Annotated in this window: 15 protein-coding genes and 1 riboswitch; of the genes, 11 read left to right on the top strand and 4 right to left on the bottom strand. The window is 43.9% G+C overall.

The annotated features are described in order from the left end of the window. Nucleotides 1–48 precede the first annotated feature (48 nt). Nucleotides 49–1197 carry an AGE family epimerase/isomerase gene (locus tag OA79_RS13870; RefSeq protein WP_063333831.1) on the bottom strand — a complete coding sequence of 383 codons (1149 nt, stop codon included), beginning with the start codon at nt 1195–1197 and terminating at the stop codon, nt 49–51. 97 nt (nt 1198–1294) lie between these two features. On the opposite strand from OA79_RS13870, the gene hldE reads away from it, so the two are divergent. The 7 genes from hldE to OA79_RS13835 all read left to right on the top strand — a co-directional run bounded on the left by hldE (nt 1295) and on the right by OA79_RS13835 (nt 10166). After that, nucleotides 1295–2722, top strand: a complete 1428-nt coding sequence (gene hldE / locus OA79_RS13865) for a bifunctional D-glycero-beta-D-manno-heptose-7-phosphate kinase/D-glycero-beta-D-manno-heptose 1-phosphate adenylyltransferase HldE (protein ID WP_197465400.1) — start codon at nt 1295–1297, stop codon at nt 2720–2722. Next, nucleotides 2723–4507, top strand: a complete 1785-nt coding sequence (msbA, locus tag OA79_RS13860; RefSeq protein WP_063333829.1) for a lipid A export permease/ATP-binding protein MsbA — start codon at nt 2723–2725, stop codon at nt 4505–4507. A gap of 1 nt (nt 4508) precedes the next feature. Then, complete coding sequence (locus OA79_RS13855; protein WP_063333828.1) at nt 4509–5735, top strand: 3-deoxy-D-manno-octulosonic acid transferase; 1227 nt, start codon at nt 4509–4511, stop codon at nt 5733–5735. Between the two features lie 22 nt (nt 5736–5757). Beyond that, a riboswitch (TPP riboswitch) is annotated at nt 5758–5874 on the top strand. Nucleotides 5875–5931: 57 nt separating this feature from the next. Next, entirely contained in the window at nt 5932–6945 is a 1014-nt protein-coding gene (thiB, locus tag OA79_RS13850; RefSeq protein ID WP_063333827.1) for a thiamine ABC transporter substrate binding subunit, read from the top strand. A 20-nt stretch (nt 6946–6965) separates the two neighbouring features. After that, nucleotides 6966–8549 carry a thiamine/thiamine pyrophosphate ABC transporter permease gene (gene thiP, locus OA79_RS13845; RefSeq protein WP_231908877.1) on the top strand — a complete coding sequence of 528 codons (1584 nt, stop codon included), beginning with the start codon at nt 6966–6968 and terminating at the stop codon, nt 8547–8549. Continuing rightward, nucleotides 8536–9243 (top strand): thiamine ABC transporter ATP-binding protein, encoded by a 708-nt coding sequence (locus OA79_RS13840; RefSeq protein WP_063333825.1) that lies wholly within the window; start codon nt 8536–8538, stop codon nt 9241–9243. Before thiP ends, OA79_RS13840 begins: the two co-directional genes overlap by 14 nt. A 59-nt stretch (nt 9244–9302) precedes the next feature. Continuing rightward, nucleotides 9303–10166 (top strand): DMT family transporter, encoded by an 864-nt coding sequence (locus OA79_RS13835; protein ID WP_063333824.1) that lies wholly within the window; start codon nt 9303–9305, stop codon nt 10164–10166. Here OA79_RS13835 and OA79_RS13830 read toward each other — a convergent pair. Genes OA79_RS13830 through OA79_RS13820 form a run of 3 tightly spaced genes read right to left on the bottom strand, consistent with a single transcriptional unit; the run spans nt 10163 to nt 12744 of the window. Next, complete coding sequence (locus OA79_RS13830) at nt 10163–11062, bottom strand: DMT family transporter (RefSeq protein ID WP_063333823.1); 900 nt, start codon at nt 11060–11062, stop codon at nt 10163–10165. The genes OA79_RS13835 and OA79_RS13830 overlap by 4 nt on opposite strands. Nucleotides 11063–11083: 21 nt before the next feature. After that, the gene (locus tag OA79_RS13825) at nt 11084–11980 is read right to left on the bottom strand and encodes a DMT family transporter (RefSeq protein ID WP_082825474.1); all 897 of its coding nucleotides are present in this window, start codon (nt 11978–11980) and stop codon (nt 11084–11086) included. A gap of 14 nt (nt 11981–11994) precedes the next feature. Then, a complete protein-coding gene (locus tag OA79_RS13820; protein WP_063333822.1) occupies nt 11995–12744 on the bottom strand; it encodes a MipA/OmpV family protein in 750 nt (249 codons plus the stop codon). Between the two features lie 236 nt (nt 12745–12980). Between OA79_RS13820 and rpsF the strand changes: the two genes are divergently transcribed. The 4 genes from rpsF to rplI are packed head-to-tail and all read left to right on the top strand — an operon-like array spanning nt 12981 to nt 14984. Next, nucleotides 12981–13385, top strand: coding sequence for a 30S ribosomal protein S6 (gene rpsF / locus OA79_RS13815; RefSeq protein ID WP_063333821.1), 405 nt, complete (start codon nt 12981–12983; stop codon nt 13383–13385). A 23-nt stretch (nt 13386–13408) separates the two neighbouring features. Then, nucleotides 13409–13639, top strand: coding sequence for a 30S ribosomal protein S18 (gene rpsR, locus OA79_RS13810; RefSeq protein WP_013662377.1), 231 nt, complete (start codon nt 13409–13411; stop codon nt 13637–13639). A gap of 18 nt (nt 13640–13657) precedes the next feature. After that, nucleotides 13658–14521, top strand: a complete 864-nt coding sequence (locus OA79_RS13805) for a hypothetical protein (RefSeq protein WP_063333820.1) — start codon at nt 13658–13660, stop codon at nt 14519–14521. A gap of 19 nt (nt 14522–14540) precedes the next feature. After that, nucleotides 14541–14984 (top strand): 50S ribosomal protein L9, encoded by a 444-nt coding sequence (rplI, locus tag OA79_RS13800; protein WP_063333819.1) that lies wholly within the window; start codon nt 14541–14543, stop codon nt 14982–14984. The last annotated feature ends 54 nt before the right edge of the window (nt 14985–15038 follow it).

Here is a 15038-nt window from a genome sequence, read left to right as displayed (position 1 = left end):
CGATCGCCTGAGTTTATGGGTTTGAGTGACTGCTATGAAGTTGGTTTGCTAAGGCGCGTTTTTAACAATGCCTTGTGCTTCGCTCCATCTTAACACCTCTATTAGACCAAGAAAAATATGATAACTGCTTGTGCCAGGGAGAGGGTAATCTTTTGGAATGTTATCTTTATCTAGGTATTCATTCCAGCCTCCATCATCTAAAAGATAGTGCTGTAGCATGAAAGATAAAGCAGCATCTAAACGATGCTTTTTTTCTTCTAGGCCAATTGGCATAACCGTAATGGCTTTAATGTATTCTGTGATTGGCCAAATACGCTTTTCTCTATCCAACGGTTGATATGTTTCGGCGTCTATTTGGTTGTAAATACCGCCGTTATTTGCCATGCCATGACGTGTCGCAGTTATCCAGAGTGATTGGGCTAAATCTGTGTGGTCCGAGTGAGGAATAATCTGATTGGCCTGAAACAATAACCAAACCCACTCGAAATGGTGTCCCGGTTCTATTTGAGAGCCTTTTTCCGAATGAAGTTGCCAATCATGATGAAAAAATTCTCTTAAGGTTTTGGTTTTTTCGTCATAAAAATGAGTCAATGCCAGTGTTAACAGTGATTGTATGGTTTGTTTGTAGGCTTCTTTTTGGGTGACTTTAAAAGCAGCAATGTAGCCTTCTAGCAAATGCATATGCGGATTTTGGCGGCGTGTTTGACTGATATCGAGCGGATAGGATTCATAGAAACCACCATTATTGGCTAACATGTCGTGATTTAAAAAATGGTGCGTTTTTTCAATATAGTCTAAGGCTTGGTTGTCCTGAGAACATTGGTAATACGAGCTAAAAGAAAGCATGACAAAAGCCAATGCGTAAGTATCTGATTCTGTTTTTTGAGGGGACAAGTCGTCGTTCAGGGAGAAAATCCAACGACCATCTATAAAGTATTGACTGATAATGAAGTCAAACAAAGGCTTGAGTTTGCTTTGTAATGCCTTGTCTTCCTGCAATAACGAAGCATGGCTAAGTGTGTATAGTTGGCGACACTGGGTTAGTAGTCGAACTCGGCCTATGGCATTAATGCTCCAATCTAGGTTCAAGCTTTCGTAGCTATAACCTTGCTTCTGATTTAGGCCGTGTTTCGCCCATTGAGGAAGCAGTTTATTAAAAACAAAAGATTGGCAGTCCAAAATTGCTGACTCTAACATGCTGTCAATAGCCTTATTTCTGATGAGATTAGTATGTCCAACTTAATGGGGGAGTATGATAAGATGGGCGCTTTGAAAAATCGATGATTAAATGGCTATGATCTCCTCTTATTTGAATTTTAAGGATAAACACATTCTGGTTGTTGGGGATGTGATGTTGGACCGTTATTGGCATGGAGGAACGTCTAGAATATCGCCAGAAGCGCCTGTACAAGTGGTAAAAGTCTCTAATGTTGAAGACCGTCCAGGTGGTGCTGCCAACGTTGCATTGGGGTTGGCTAAACTAGGTGTTCCGGTTACGTTGGTTGGTGTCGTAGGGCAAGATGAAAACGCCGATATTCTTGAAAAATGCCTAGAAGCGTCAGGAGTAAAGTGCCGTTTTGTTCGTTCTGATACGCTTCCAACCATTACCAAATTGAGAGTGATGAGTCGTCATCAGCAGCTAATTCGTTTGGATTTTGAAGAGCGTGAAGACAGCTTGTCGCAAAACAAAGCGTTAGCTGAAGTGGTTGAGAGTGTGCTGCCGACGGCTGATGCGGTCATCTTTTCAGATTATGCGAAAGGCTGTTTAGCAGACGTTTCGAATTTGATTCAATTGGCGAATAAGGCCAATGTACCCAGTTTGGTTGATCCAAAAGGTCATGATTTTTCTATTTATCAAGGCGCCACATTGGTTAAACCGAATTATTCTGAATTTGAAACCATTGTCGGACCTTGTCTGTCAGATCAAGAAATCCAAGATAAAGGTATGGCCTTAAAACAATCCTATGGCTGGCAAGCCTTATTGGTGACTCGTGGTGAAGATGGTTTAGTCTTGTTTGAAGATGGAAAAGCGCCGTTCTCACTTGCTACCACAGCAAAAGAAGTCTACGACGTTACCGGTGCTGGTGACACTGTCATTGCAGTATTAACGGCTATTTATATCACCAGTAAACGTTTTGTTGATGCCGTTGAATACGCCAATCAAGCTGCTGGTTATGTAGTGGGTAAGTTGGGAACGGCGTTTATCACGGCAGAACAACTTGAAGCCATAATGTATCAGCGAACGCATTCCACAAACTTTGGCGTGTTGTCACCAGAAGCGTTACAGCAACAAATCAAGATGGCGCAATCAAATGGGGAAAAAGTGGTTTTTACTAATGGTTGTTTTGATATTCTTCACCCAGGGCATATTGCCTACATGAAGCAAGCAAAAGCCTTAGGAGATCGATTGATTGTCGCAGTCAACACGGATGCTTCTGTGAAGCGTCTGAAGGGAGATAAGCGACCGATTAATGATTTGACTCATCGCATGGCGGTTCTTGAGGGAGTTGGTGCCATTGATTGGGTGACTTGGTTTGATGAAGATACACCGAAAGAAATTATTACGGCTTTGACGCCAGACGTTTTAGTGAAAGGTGGAGATTATACGTTGGATACAATTGTCGGTGCTGACCATGTGTTACAGCAGGGTGGCGAAGTAAAAGTATTGTCTTTTGTTGATGGTTACTCCACTACATCGATTATTGAAAAAGCGAATCTATAAATGCAACAGCCAAACAAGATGACATCAGAAATGGAAAACCCTCCACAGTCAGGAGCAAAAATTTACCTTCGACTCTTGAGTTATGTCGGTGCCTCATGGGGGTATTTGTTATTAAGTTTTATCGGCTATGCTTTGTATTCTTCCATGGAGCCTGCTCTAGCGGCCTTGTTAAAACACATAGTTGACGTTGTTTCAGATGGCAAAATTACAGAAAGCCGTATTCTGATTCCTGCGGCCATTTTAGGGGTTTTTATTGTCCGAGGTATCGGTACTTTCTTGGGTGGCTACTTCATGGCGCAAGTTGCCAATAAAGTTGTGTTTGACCTTAGAACCAGTATGTTTAACAAAATGGTGCAAATGCCATCCAGTTATTTCCACTCAATACCAACGGGGCGTTTACTAGCAAAGCTGACTTACAACACTGAACAGGTAATCGGTTCTATCACCCAAGCGATTCGTATTATTTTGCGAGAAGGGCTTACTGTTGTTGGCTTGTTGGGGTACATGATTTATATGAACTGGAAGCTAACACTACTGTTTTTGTTGGTGATTCCTTTAATCGGTATTATTGTTTCATACGCTTCAAAGCGTTTTCGTCGTCTGAGTGCTCGCATTCAAAATGCTATGGGTGGGGTCACGGATGTGGCGTCGGAAGCCATCAAAGGCCATGAAGTGGTGAAGATTTTTGGTGGTAGTGAGTATGAAATTGAGCGTTTTCGTCAAGCCGCCCAAGAAAATCGTCGTTCGCAACTGAAAATGGAAAAAACTCGTTCTCTAAATATTCCAATTGTGCAATTTATCTTGGCATTTGCGATGGCGATTTTGATTTGGTTTGCGCTTAGTCCAACCATTAGTCAGCACATGACGCCAGGAGACTTTATCGCTTTCTTGACGGCGGCAGGTATGTTGGGTAAGCCAATTCGTCAATTAACCGATGTTAACAGTGTTTTGCAAAAAGGCATTGCGGCTTCGCAAAGTATTTTCGAATTTTTGGATATGTCGGTTGAACCTGATGATGGCAAGATTCTCGCACAATCCCTAAAGGGGGATATTGAGTGGAAAGATATGTCTTTCTCCTATCCAAATGCGGAAAAACAGGCTCTTAAGAAGATTACGCTATCCTTGCCCGCAGGGAAAACTCTAGCATTGGTCGGTCGTTCTGGCAGTGGTAAGTCGACTATGGCCAATTTGATTCCGCGTTTTTATAACTTGGATGAAGGTGAGTTAAACATTGATGGCGTTTCCATTTCAGATTACCAATTAGATTCTCTAAGAACCAACATTGCTTTGGTGAACCAGCAGGTTGTTTTATTTAATGGCACCATACGTGAAAACATTGCTTACGGGCATTTGCGTGATGCCAGTGATGATCAAGTGATTGAGGCGGCAAAAGCGGCCAATGCGTGGGGCTTCATTAAAGAGTTGGATCAGGGCTTAGCGACCATGGTTGGTGAGAATGGAGTCTTACTGTCTGGTGGTCAGCGTCAGCGTATCGCTATTGCACGAGCCATTTTGAAAAATGCGCCCATTCTCATCCTGGACGAAGCAACGTCAGCATTGGACACCGAGTCTGAGCGAGCGATTCAAATGGCCTTGGATGGATTGATGGAAAACCGTACTACGATTGCCATTGCTCACAGGCTATCGACCATTGAAAATGCCGATATTATTGCGGTGGTTGATCATGGGGAAATTATCGAGCAAGGTTCTCATACTGAACTATTGGCGATGAATGGCGCTTATGCTCAGTTACATAATCAGCAATTCAGTGAGACGGCTGACTAATATGTGGTTGTACCGTTTCCTTCTGGCTTTATTGACCCCTATTATTTGCTTGAAGGTTCGACGATTCAAAAAAAATTACCCTGGCTATCGAGCCAAAGAAGCGTTTGGCCGTTGGGGAAAAGTGGAAGCGGACCTTTGGATTCACTGTGCTTCTGTCGGTGAGGTGCTGGCTGCTCGACCTCTCGTGGCGCAATGGCGAGAGAAATATCCCAATCAAACATTATTGGTAACCACCATGACGCCAACCGGTGCAGCGCAAGTAGCACAGGTGTTTCCATTTGCATTGCATCGTTATTTACCGATGGACTGGCGCTTAGCGGTGAAGCGGGCGTTGCGTCATTTAACCTGTCCTCGATTGTTAATTATAGAAACCGAGCTCTGGCCAAATTTGCTTGAACAAGCAAAATTAAAAGGTCTGCATATTAGCATTGTGAATGCCCGAATGAGTGAACGTTCGTATCAACGTTATCAAACATTCTCAGCCATTTCTCACCACCTTTTTGCCTTGCCGGATCAGTTTTTAGCTCATGCGCAAGCGGATGCTCAGCGCTTTAAAGAATTGGGTGCGAAAAAAGTGTATGTCACTGGTAGCATTAAATTTGATTTGAGCGTGCCAGAGGACGTGAAGCAACATCAATGGCGCGATGACTTTGACAAAACCTTTGTCTGGGTTGCGGCCAGTACTCATCAAGGTGAAGATGAGTTGGTACTGCACACTCATAAGGTGTTGTTAGCGAAGCAGCCGAAAGCATTGTTAATCATAGTACCACGACACCCAGAGCGTTTCGAGTCTGTGTTTGCTTTGGCGCAAGCTGCATTTTCTCGTGTAGGGTTGCGAAGCCAGGTGGCTTTTAATCAGTGGTCTGAATACGAAGTGATCATTGGGGATTCAATGGGGGAGCTGATGCAGTATTATCAAGCGGCGGATTTGGCCTTTGTGGGTGGCAGTTTAGTGAAGCGAGGTGGGCACAACCCAATTGAGCCTGCATTACTGGCGAAAGCGATTGTTGTGGGGCCTCATGTGTTTAATTTCCAAGACATTACCGATCAGCTTCTGTTAGAAAAAGGAGCATTGCAGTGCCAAGACGAAGCGCAATTAACTGAATTCGTGTTGGTATTAGCATCACAAACTTCACAGCGTTTACGGATTGGCCAGTCGGCGCTACGTTTTGCAGAAAAAAGCCAAGGTGCCGTGACCAGAGTTTTGAATGAAATAGACTTTCATTAGGGGACTCTTTACAATAATTGCTCATTATCTCATGGGGTGCTTGGTTGATAAAAAAACCAAAGCTGAGAAGCGAGGGCTCGCTAACCCATTGAACCTGATCCAGATTATGCTGGCGTAGGAATTGAGGTAGCAAGTCTGTCAATCACATCTTGCCGTTTCACCTATACGCCGCTCACTTATTTTTAGGAGCGACACCTTGAAAACACTTTCTTTTCGTACTTGTTCTAGTATTGCTTTGGCGACGGTTACGCTGTCTTTCTCAGCGCTTTCGTTAGCGGCTCAAACACTCAATGTTTATACCTATGATTCCTTTGCATCCGACTGGGGGCCTGGTCCGAAGATTAAAGAAAACTTCGAAAAACAGTGTGATTGTGAGGTCAACTTTGTCGCTTTGGATTCCTCTGTTGGTATTCTGTCTCGCGTGCAATTAGAAGGGCGTTCTTCATCTGCTGATGTGCTATTAGGCCTGGATTTGAATTTGATGCAAGCCGCCAAAAAAACAGGATTGTTGGCTGAGCATGGCGTTGATACCTCGGTGGTAAACTTGGAAGGTGGTTGGTCTGATAAAGACTTTGTGCCTTTTGATCATGGGCATTTTGCGTTTATTTATAATTCGGAAGCATTGGTCAATCCTCCTCAAAGTTTGGCAGAGATTGTAGAAAACCAAGATTTAAGAGTGATTTATCAAGACCCTCGTACCAGTACGCCTGGTTTGGGTTTATTGCTTTGGATGAAGTCTGTGTATGGGGATGAAGTCGCGTCTGCATGGTCGAAGTTAGCGTCTCATACCGTCACGGTGACTAAGGGCTGGTCTGATGCATATGGTTTGTTTTTGAAAGGTGAAGCGGATGTCGTGTTGAGTTATACCACGTCGCCTGCTTATCACATCGTGGCGGAAGGCGAGACCAAATATCAAGCGATTGAAACGAAAGAAGGCCGCTATCCTCAAGTTGAAGTGGCGGCGATGATGAAATCGGCACCCAATAAAGCTTTAGCCGAGCGTTTCATGTCTTTCATTCTAACATCCGACTTTCAGGCAACGATCGCGACGGGTAATTGGATGCTGCCAGTAGTTGATCTTGATCAGCCTTTACCTGCGGCATTTGCATCGGCGATGAAGCCTGCGCCAAGTTTGATATTGCCTGCGGCCCAAGTGGCTGAACAGCGCAAAACTTGGGTGAATGAATGGTTGAATGCGACCACTGAATAAGCTGAATTAGTTTGAATCGAATGATTAGAATATCAAGCCTGCTTCCCGCTATGCTGGGAGTGGGCTTGTTTGTTTATATGGGGGCTTTTAGCCTGATGGCTTTATTGCGCTACAGTGATGTAGCTGAGTGGTCGTCCTTTTTGTCTCAGCCTTATTTATGGCGTTTGGTTCGCTTCTCTTTATGGCAAGCTTTATTAAGCAGTTTGCTGAGTCTTGTTATTGCGGTGCCTGTCGCATCCTGCTTATTTCATCGCTCTTTTTGGGGGCGATCTTTTCTGTTGCAGTTGTTTTCCGTGTCTATGGTGGTGCCTAGCATAGTTGCTATTCTGGGGATCGTTGTGGTGTATGGGAGAACGGGTTGGTTGGCACAGATTTCTGGTATTGAGTTTCCATTATATGGTGTGACCGGCATTTTGTTGGCGCACGTGTTTTTTAATATGCCATTGGCGGTTAGGTTGTTATTGCAGGCTTATGCATTGATTCCAACGGGGCAGTGGCGTCAAGCTTACCAGTTAGGTTTTGATCGATGGTCTGCCTTTCGTTTTATCGAATGGAGTTATTTGCGTAAAGCCTTACCAGGTGCGTTTGTATTGATCTTTATGCTTTGTTTTTCCAGTTTTGCCGTGGTGCTCAGCTTGGGCGGTGGCCCTAAGTCGAGTACCCTTGAAGTTGCCATATATCAAGCATTAAGATTTGATTTTGATTTGAATAAAGCCAGCTTTTTAGCCTTATTGCAGGTGCTCATTTGTACTGTGATCGCCCTTTTTGTGTACAAACTGGCCCCTGTTAATCATCAGGACTCAAGTTTGTTAACGCAATCCCGTTTTCCGATTCGAGATTCCTACGGTGCCAAATGTTTAGACGTGATCGCATTTCTATGTGTATTGGTATTTGTGTTGCCGCCTTTTATTGCCATTTTCGATCCAATGTTTTCCACGCAGTTTCTTCACACACTTAGCTCATTGAGGCTTTGGTTGGCGGTTTTAGTGTCGCTCAAGATTGCTTTCCCAGCTGCTTTTATAAGCTTGCTGCTTGGACTGAGTTTTTGTGTGTTAGCGCGTTATTGTATGGGAAGAGGAAAGCTCAATATCTGGTCTACAAAGTTAGAGCAGTTAGGTAATCTGATTTTAATGGTGCCTGGTTTGGTCATCGCGACAGGTTTGTTTTTATGGTTGAGAGATTTGGGGCTGAGCTTTTCATCCAGTTATTGGATCGTGGTGTGGGTTAATGCCGTGATGGCTTTGCCGTTTGTGTTGCGTTGTATGATGCCCTGTTTTTATCAGCAAGAACGTCGCTTTCGGCATCTGTATTCCAGTTTAGGGGTTCAGGCTTGGTCTCGTTGCAAAATAGAATGGCCGCTGGTGCGAAGCTCTGTTGCACAGGCATTTGCGTTTGCTTTGCTGTTATCTTTGGGAGATATGGGGGTGATCGCATTATTTGGCAGTCAGGGCATGGTCTCATTGCCTTTGTATTTGTTTCAATTGATCGGTGCTTATCGTTTAGAAGAGGGGGCTTGTGTCGCCGTGGTATTGATTTTGTTGTGCTTGGGATTGTATGTGTTGTTTTCTCGTGTGGTTGGGGGAAGGTGGCATGCTCAAGGTTGATTTAAAATACGATTGGGAGCGTTTCCACGCCCATTATCAAGTGCAGATTGATCAAGGTATCACAACTTTATTGGGTGCCAGTGGTGAAGGTAAAAGCACCTTGCTGCATTTACTTGGCGGCTTTTTACAAGGTCATGGTGTATTGGATTACCAGAGCGAATCTCTGTTGGCTTTGCCTGCTTACCAGCGCCCCATTTCGACCTTGTTTCAAAGCGATAATTTATTTCCGCAGTTGACAGTATGGCAGAATGTGGCCATCGGATTGTCACCGCATCTTCGTTTAAACGAAGAGCAATGCGAAAGGGTGGCTTGGGCATTAGAGCAAACACAGTTAGCCGCCAAAGCGGATGCTTATCCTCAGGCCTTGTCGGGTGGACAGGCGCAGCGTGTCGCGATTGCCAGAGTGCTGGTGAGAAAAAAACCAATCCTATTATTGGATGAGCCATTCAGTGCTCTTGATCCAGCGCTCAGAGAGGAGATGCTGTTTTTAGTGAAGCAAGTGACAGAGACCTTTTCTTTAACTACCTTGCTGGTTTCTCATCTGCCCAGTGACGCCTTGTTGGTTGGTGGGCGCGTGATTCTGATAGAGCAAGGTCAGGTTGTTGCCCATGAAGCGTCGGACGTTTTAGCCAGTAAGCAGACTCCCATCGCGTTTACGCAATATTTGGGTGAGTCGAAAAGCTCGACAAGCTAGATGGATTAAGTTACATATTGCTTAATTATTTAGTGAATTGAAGTAGGCGCTTAGTCTTAATGGACGATAGAGAGTTAATCAAAAAAGGGATTTTAGCGACCATTGCTTATGCCTTTGTTATGTCTTTGACGGCCATGGCGGCCAAGCAAGCGCAAACGACTATTGCGGTATCCACACTGGTTTTTTGGCAAAGCCTTTTTTGTGTCTTGATTCTTTTGCCACAAATGCGTGGCCGCTGGCAAAAGCGTCCTTGGTCGGTTTGGCGTATCCATTTATTGCGTAGTTTCGGCGGCTTTATTGGCTTTCTGTTTTATTACTGGGCGCTGAATCATATTCCACTCGTTGAAGCCTCTTTATTGCGAACTTGTGCGCCTTTGTGTGTGCCTTTTATTGTGTTGGCAATGCAGGGTATTCGTATCCCTAAAGCCAGATGGTTTCCTTTGTTGGTCGGCTTTGCTGGGGTTGCGTTCGTTATTCAGCCGACTCCGAGTCATTTAAATCCTTGGCATCTGGTCGGGTTTGTGTCTGCAATTGGCTTGGCCTTATCTATGGTGACCACTCGTATGCTGTCCCATCAGGTGTCAGGTCAAGAAACCTTATTAGTATATTTTGCTGTCTCTTGCCTGCTATCCATACCCTTGATGTTTTGGCAGGGGGATGGGGTAGCTGTGCCATTTGATGTTTGGCCTCTTGTTGGGGCGGTTATGATATCGCTCTATGTTGGCATGTTTTTGTATAACAAGGCTTATTCCTATGCTCCTGCCAGTATCGTTTCGCCTATTAGTTATATTGGTGTGGTCTTTAGTGGCTTTTGGGGGCTCGTGATCTGGCATCATGTACCAGATATTTACGCCATTATGGGCGTGGTACTGATTTTTTTGAGTATCTTAATCAGTACTAGAATCGCGCGGAATAGAGGTTAGTTGTTGGTGCTTTTGGGCTTTATATTGTTTAAAACGGTTGCGACAAAGATGCCAGTAAAAATCAATAATATGCCGATGTAATGGAAGTTAAACAATCGCTCACCAAGAAAGATCACTGATAGACTAATGCTAAAGACGGGTAGCAGATGGATGAAGTGTCCTGCTGTGGCGGCGCCGAGTTTTTGAATACCAATGTTCCAGCATAAGAATGCGCCAATCGAAGCAAAAATTCCCATGTATATAATGCTGCCCCAGTTGGTATAAGTCAGTTCACTTAATGAGGTTTCACTGAAAAGTAAGAACAGTGGTGCTTGGATCCCGGTGCCGATAAGTGCGGTGCAAGTAAAGAAGCCAATTAATGACATGTCTTTTGGGCGGCGGATAATCATCACTGAGTAAATGGCCCAACTGACTGCCGCCGTTAAAATCCATAGGTCACCTTTTGATATGGTGAGACGTGAAAAGGTGTCTAAACTGCCTCGGCTAACAATGATGATCGCGCCGACTGTGGAGATAATGATGCCTGTGTTTTGTCGCCAGTTTGTTGTGTTGCCTAATAAAATTCGAGCAGTGATGAGAATCATCACTGGCATGATGGAGTTCAATAAAACGGCATTGGTAACGGTTGTTGAAGTTAAACCTATGTACAAAAATAAGTTGTAGTTACAGATCCCTAGCCAACCAAAAAGAATGAGCAAAGGCCAATGTTGGCGAATGATGTGTCTTTCTTGGTAAAGCTTTTTATAAGCGAAAGGTAGAAGGATTAGGCAAGCTAAACTCCAGCGCAGAAATGAAATCGTGTAAGGGTCAATGCCAGTAGAGACTGTCATGCGGCCTAAGACATAGTTACCTGACCAAAAAAGTATGGGCAGTAGCAAATAGACAAATGCTGGCATTGGTGCTTCCCTTTATTATTTTTAAGATGACTTTCTTTTAGACCAATTTTGTATAAATAAGCCGAGCAAAATACAACTAAGACCCACTAATGTCGAGGTTAAAATGGGTTCGTTAGCTAGTTGTGACAGCCAAACAATAGACAGTAATGGCGCTAAGAAAATCAGGTTAGCAACTTGGCTTGCATTACTGGTGAGTTTCAGGGCTCGATTCCATAAAACAAAACTGACTCCCATCTCAAATAAACCGATATAAACGGCCCCCCAAATGCCTTCGGGTTGCCAATGTGTTAACTCACCAGTTGCCGCGGCAAAGATCAGGATAATGGGTAGAGCAAAGGCAAAGTTGAGTGTCAGTCCAATTAAATTTGGTCGAGTGTCTTTTGTGTTTAACAGCCAATAAAGCGCCCAAATGATGGTGCTCAGTAGTGCGAACCCTACGCCAATGATATTGGAAAACGCCAGTGTCGTGATTTCGCCTCGGGTGGAAATGTACAAAACACCAAAATAACAACAGGCGGCGGCTAGGTAATCAGCGAGCGTCAGTCGTTGCTTCAAAATAGGGACGGCCATAAAACTTAACATAATCGCCCAAGTGTAATTAATGGCTTGCGCTTCCTGTGCCGGCAATAGGTCATAAGCCTGCAATAAAATGAGGTAATACAAGAAAGGGTTAATAACACCGTAGAATAAAGAGGCTTTCCAAGATTGTCTGGCATGATCTCTAAGTTGGCTTAGTTGGCCGTTATAGCCAAGTGCGGCAAGTAGAAAAATTAGAGAGACAGCGCAGGCAATCAGTAGAAGCTGTGTCGGGGACAGGCTTTTTAATGACAGGGAGAACGCAGTGGCAACCGTTGACCAGAGAAAAACGGCCCCCAGCCCAAAGGCCATGGCTTTTGTATTGTTTGAGATGGATTGCATGGGATTTGATCGCCTTAAAAGTGATAGATAATGCCGGCAATAATAGAATTAGAGCGCTTTTGTTCGACAATTGGGCTGTCTAATACATTGTCGCTGTATTGGTTGTGCTTAACCGCTAGCATGAAATTCGTATTTGGTGTGAGTTTATAAATGCTTCTTAAACCAATGCTGGAGACCGATGTGGCATCGGCATTATAAGCTGCAATACTGCCAGAAACTCGATCTGACTCTGTCTGTGAGACACCGTATAAATATTGACTCATTTTACGACTGGTGTATTGGTGGCTAATAGAGGGGATAAAGACCCAGTTGCCGTTCGGTATGGGTAAGCCAATAGCTAAGCGGATGTAGTAACCATCGTGTGTACCACTAATATCTTGAGCTATTTTGGTGGACAGTAAGCCAAATCGGTATTTGGCGAAGGCCATAATACTGTCATCGCGATCATTGAGCTTTTGGATGTCGCTATTGTCCGAGTCATCAGGGTCAAAGCCGGCTGTTTGATAGGACAGTCCAGCTGACAGCGCTTGCATTTTGGTTTGTGGAATCAAATGATAGCCGATGTCGGGTATGGTGACGTAAAAGCGTTCACCTTTATAAGAAAGGTTTGGGATAAGTCGAGTGTCGGTTTCAACGCCTTTATAGATGGATTCAGAAACGGCGCCTAACAGACCAACACTACCGTTGGCTTTTACCGTGTTGGCCGATAACGAGAGAGCCGTCAATGCAGAGATCAGGCTGTACTTTAAAAAGTGTGATTCCATGTTTTTTCGTTCCATCATAAAAGCGCGATAAGGTGGTGTGATTCTATGATCTTTTAAGCAGGCTGTAAAACCGGCTTAGCTTAGATAGAGGCCATGAAAGCATCGAAATGTTGTTTAATGCGTTTACTTAATAGGCAGCCTTGCTATATAATTCGCGTCCCTGTAAATCAATACTCCTTGTCTCACAGCTTTTTAACAGGGGAAGCGTGGAGACTAAGAACCCATAAGGAGCTTAAATGCGTCATTATGAAATCGTCTTTCTGGTTCACCCAGATCAAAGCGAGCAAGTACCAGCAATGGTTGAGCGCTACACTAACCTAATCACAGAAGATGGTGGTCAAGTACACCGTTTCGAAGATTGGGGTCGTCGTCAACTTGCTTACCCAATTAACAAAATTCACAAAGCACACTATGTTCTTATGAACGTTGAGTGTTCTGATAGTGTTTTGTCTGAACTAAACGAAACGTTCCGCTACAACGATGCCATCATCCGTAACTTGGTGATCCGTCGTAAAGATGCGGTAACAGAAGTTTCTCCTATCAAAGCATCTGAAGGTCGTGAAGATCGTCGTTCTGCACCACAGCGTGAAGAGCGTAACGTTGAAGCGTCTACAGAAACTACTGAAGAATCTGAAGATTAATCTATTTGAATTAGGAGATACTCATGGCTCGTTTTTTCCGTCGTCGTAAGTTCTGCCGTTTCACTGCAGAAGGCGTTAAAGAGATCGATTACAAAGATCTAGACACACTAAAAGGTTACATCACTGAAACTGGTAAAATCGTACCTAGCCGTATTACTGGCACTAAGGCTCGTTACCAGCGTCAGCTAGCGACTGCAATCAAACGCGCTCGCTACATTGCTTTGCTTCCTTACACTGATAGCCACTTTAATTAATAGGCAAGAAGTACCTTAATGAGTGGTTTAGCTAAATGGGTAATGAATAAACGTCGTAACGCCATCATAGGTGTTATGGCGTTTGGCTTGATCCCTGTTATGTTTTGGCTGGCTGCTGCCATTTTAGGTTTAGTGGTACTTCGTAAAGGTGTAAAAGAAGGAATACCGGTTTTTGCTTGGGGCTGTTTGCCAGGTTTCGTTATCTGGATGCTCCAAGGCGATGCGACAGCATTGCTGGTTATGTTAGATGTGGCGTTGTTAGCTTATTTATTAAGAGTAACAAGGTCGTGGAGTTGGGTGTTATTGGTCGGCAGTTTACTGGCGTCATTTAATACCCTGATTCAACCTTTGCTGATGTCTGATGTCTTGAACTTCGCTGTTGACTTAGTTCAGACTGTTTTACAGAAAGAGGCGGTTGATATACCTGAAAGATCAATGATCTTCTCCCAGGCGGTGATGGCAGTGTCCATTTTCCAAGTGGTGATTGCGGTTCTTGCGCTTTTATTGGCAAGAAAGTGGCAGGCAGGGCTCTATAATCCGGGTGGGTTACGTAGTGAATTTCATCAGTTAAGATTGCCTGTGGCATTCAGTCTAGTGCTTGGCACTATGATATTAATTGGTGAAAGTGTAGGAGGGGCATTTTCGGTGCTTTCTCAAGCCGCTGTACCTGCTTTGATATTGCCAGGGTTAGCATTAATACACGGTATTTTAGCAAAAAAAGAAATTGGGGTTGTTGGACTGATCGCATTTTACCTGGTGGGATTTTTTATCCTGAATGTTTATTTTGCGAATCTTTTGATCGCGCTTTGCGTGATTGATAGTTTTGTGGATATACGTTCCAAGATCCAAGGTAAGGCGTCCAACTCAAGTGATAGCGAATGATTAATTAGAGGTGATCGAGATGGAAGTTATTCTACTCGACAAAGTAAACAAGCTAGGCGGTATTGGTGACGTTGCAGTTGTTAAACCAGGCTACGCTCGTAACTTTTTGATTCCAAACAAAAAAGCTGTAATGGCTACAAAAGCTAACTTGGCTAGCTTTGAAGAGCGTCGTGCTGAGCTTGAAGCTCAAGCAGCAGAGCGTAAATCTGCAGCTGAAACACGTGCTCAATCACTAGAAGGTAAAACTTTCACAATCGCAGCAAATGCTGGTGATGAAGGTAAACTTTTTGGTTCTATCGGTACTCGTGACATCGCTGACGTTATTTCTGCAGAAGTAGAAGTATCTAAAGCCGAAGTTCGTCTACCTGAAGGTACAATCCGCCACACAGGTTCTTTCGAGATCGATCTTCAACTTCACTCTGAAGTTGTTGTTACTGTGACATTGGCTGTTACAGCTGAATAATTTATTTCGATAAATTATTTGCTAAAAAAAGGGTGTCTTGCTGATTGCAAGATG

Source organism: Marinomonas sp. TW1 (genome assembly GCF_001625355.1).
In the GTDB taxonomy this organism is placed as follows: Bacteria; Pseudomonadota; Gammaproteobacteria; order Pseudomonadales; family Marinomonadaceae; genus Marinomonas.
The sequence above is the reverse complement of the archived record's forward strand: the minus strand, read 5'-3'. Positions and strand labels throughout refer to the sequence as shown.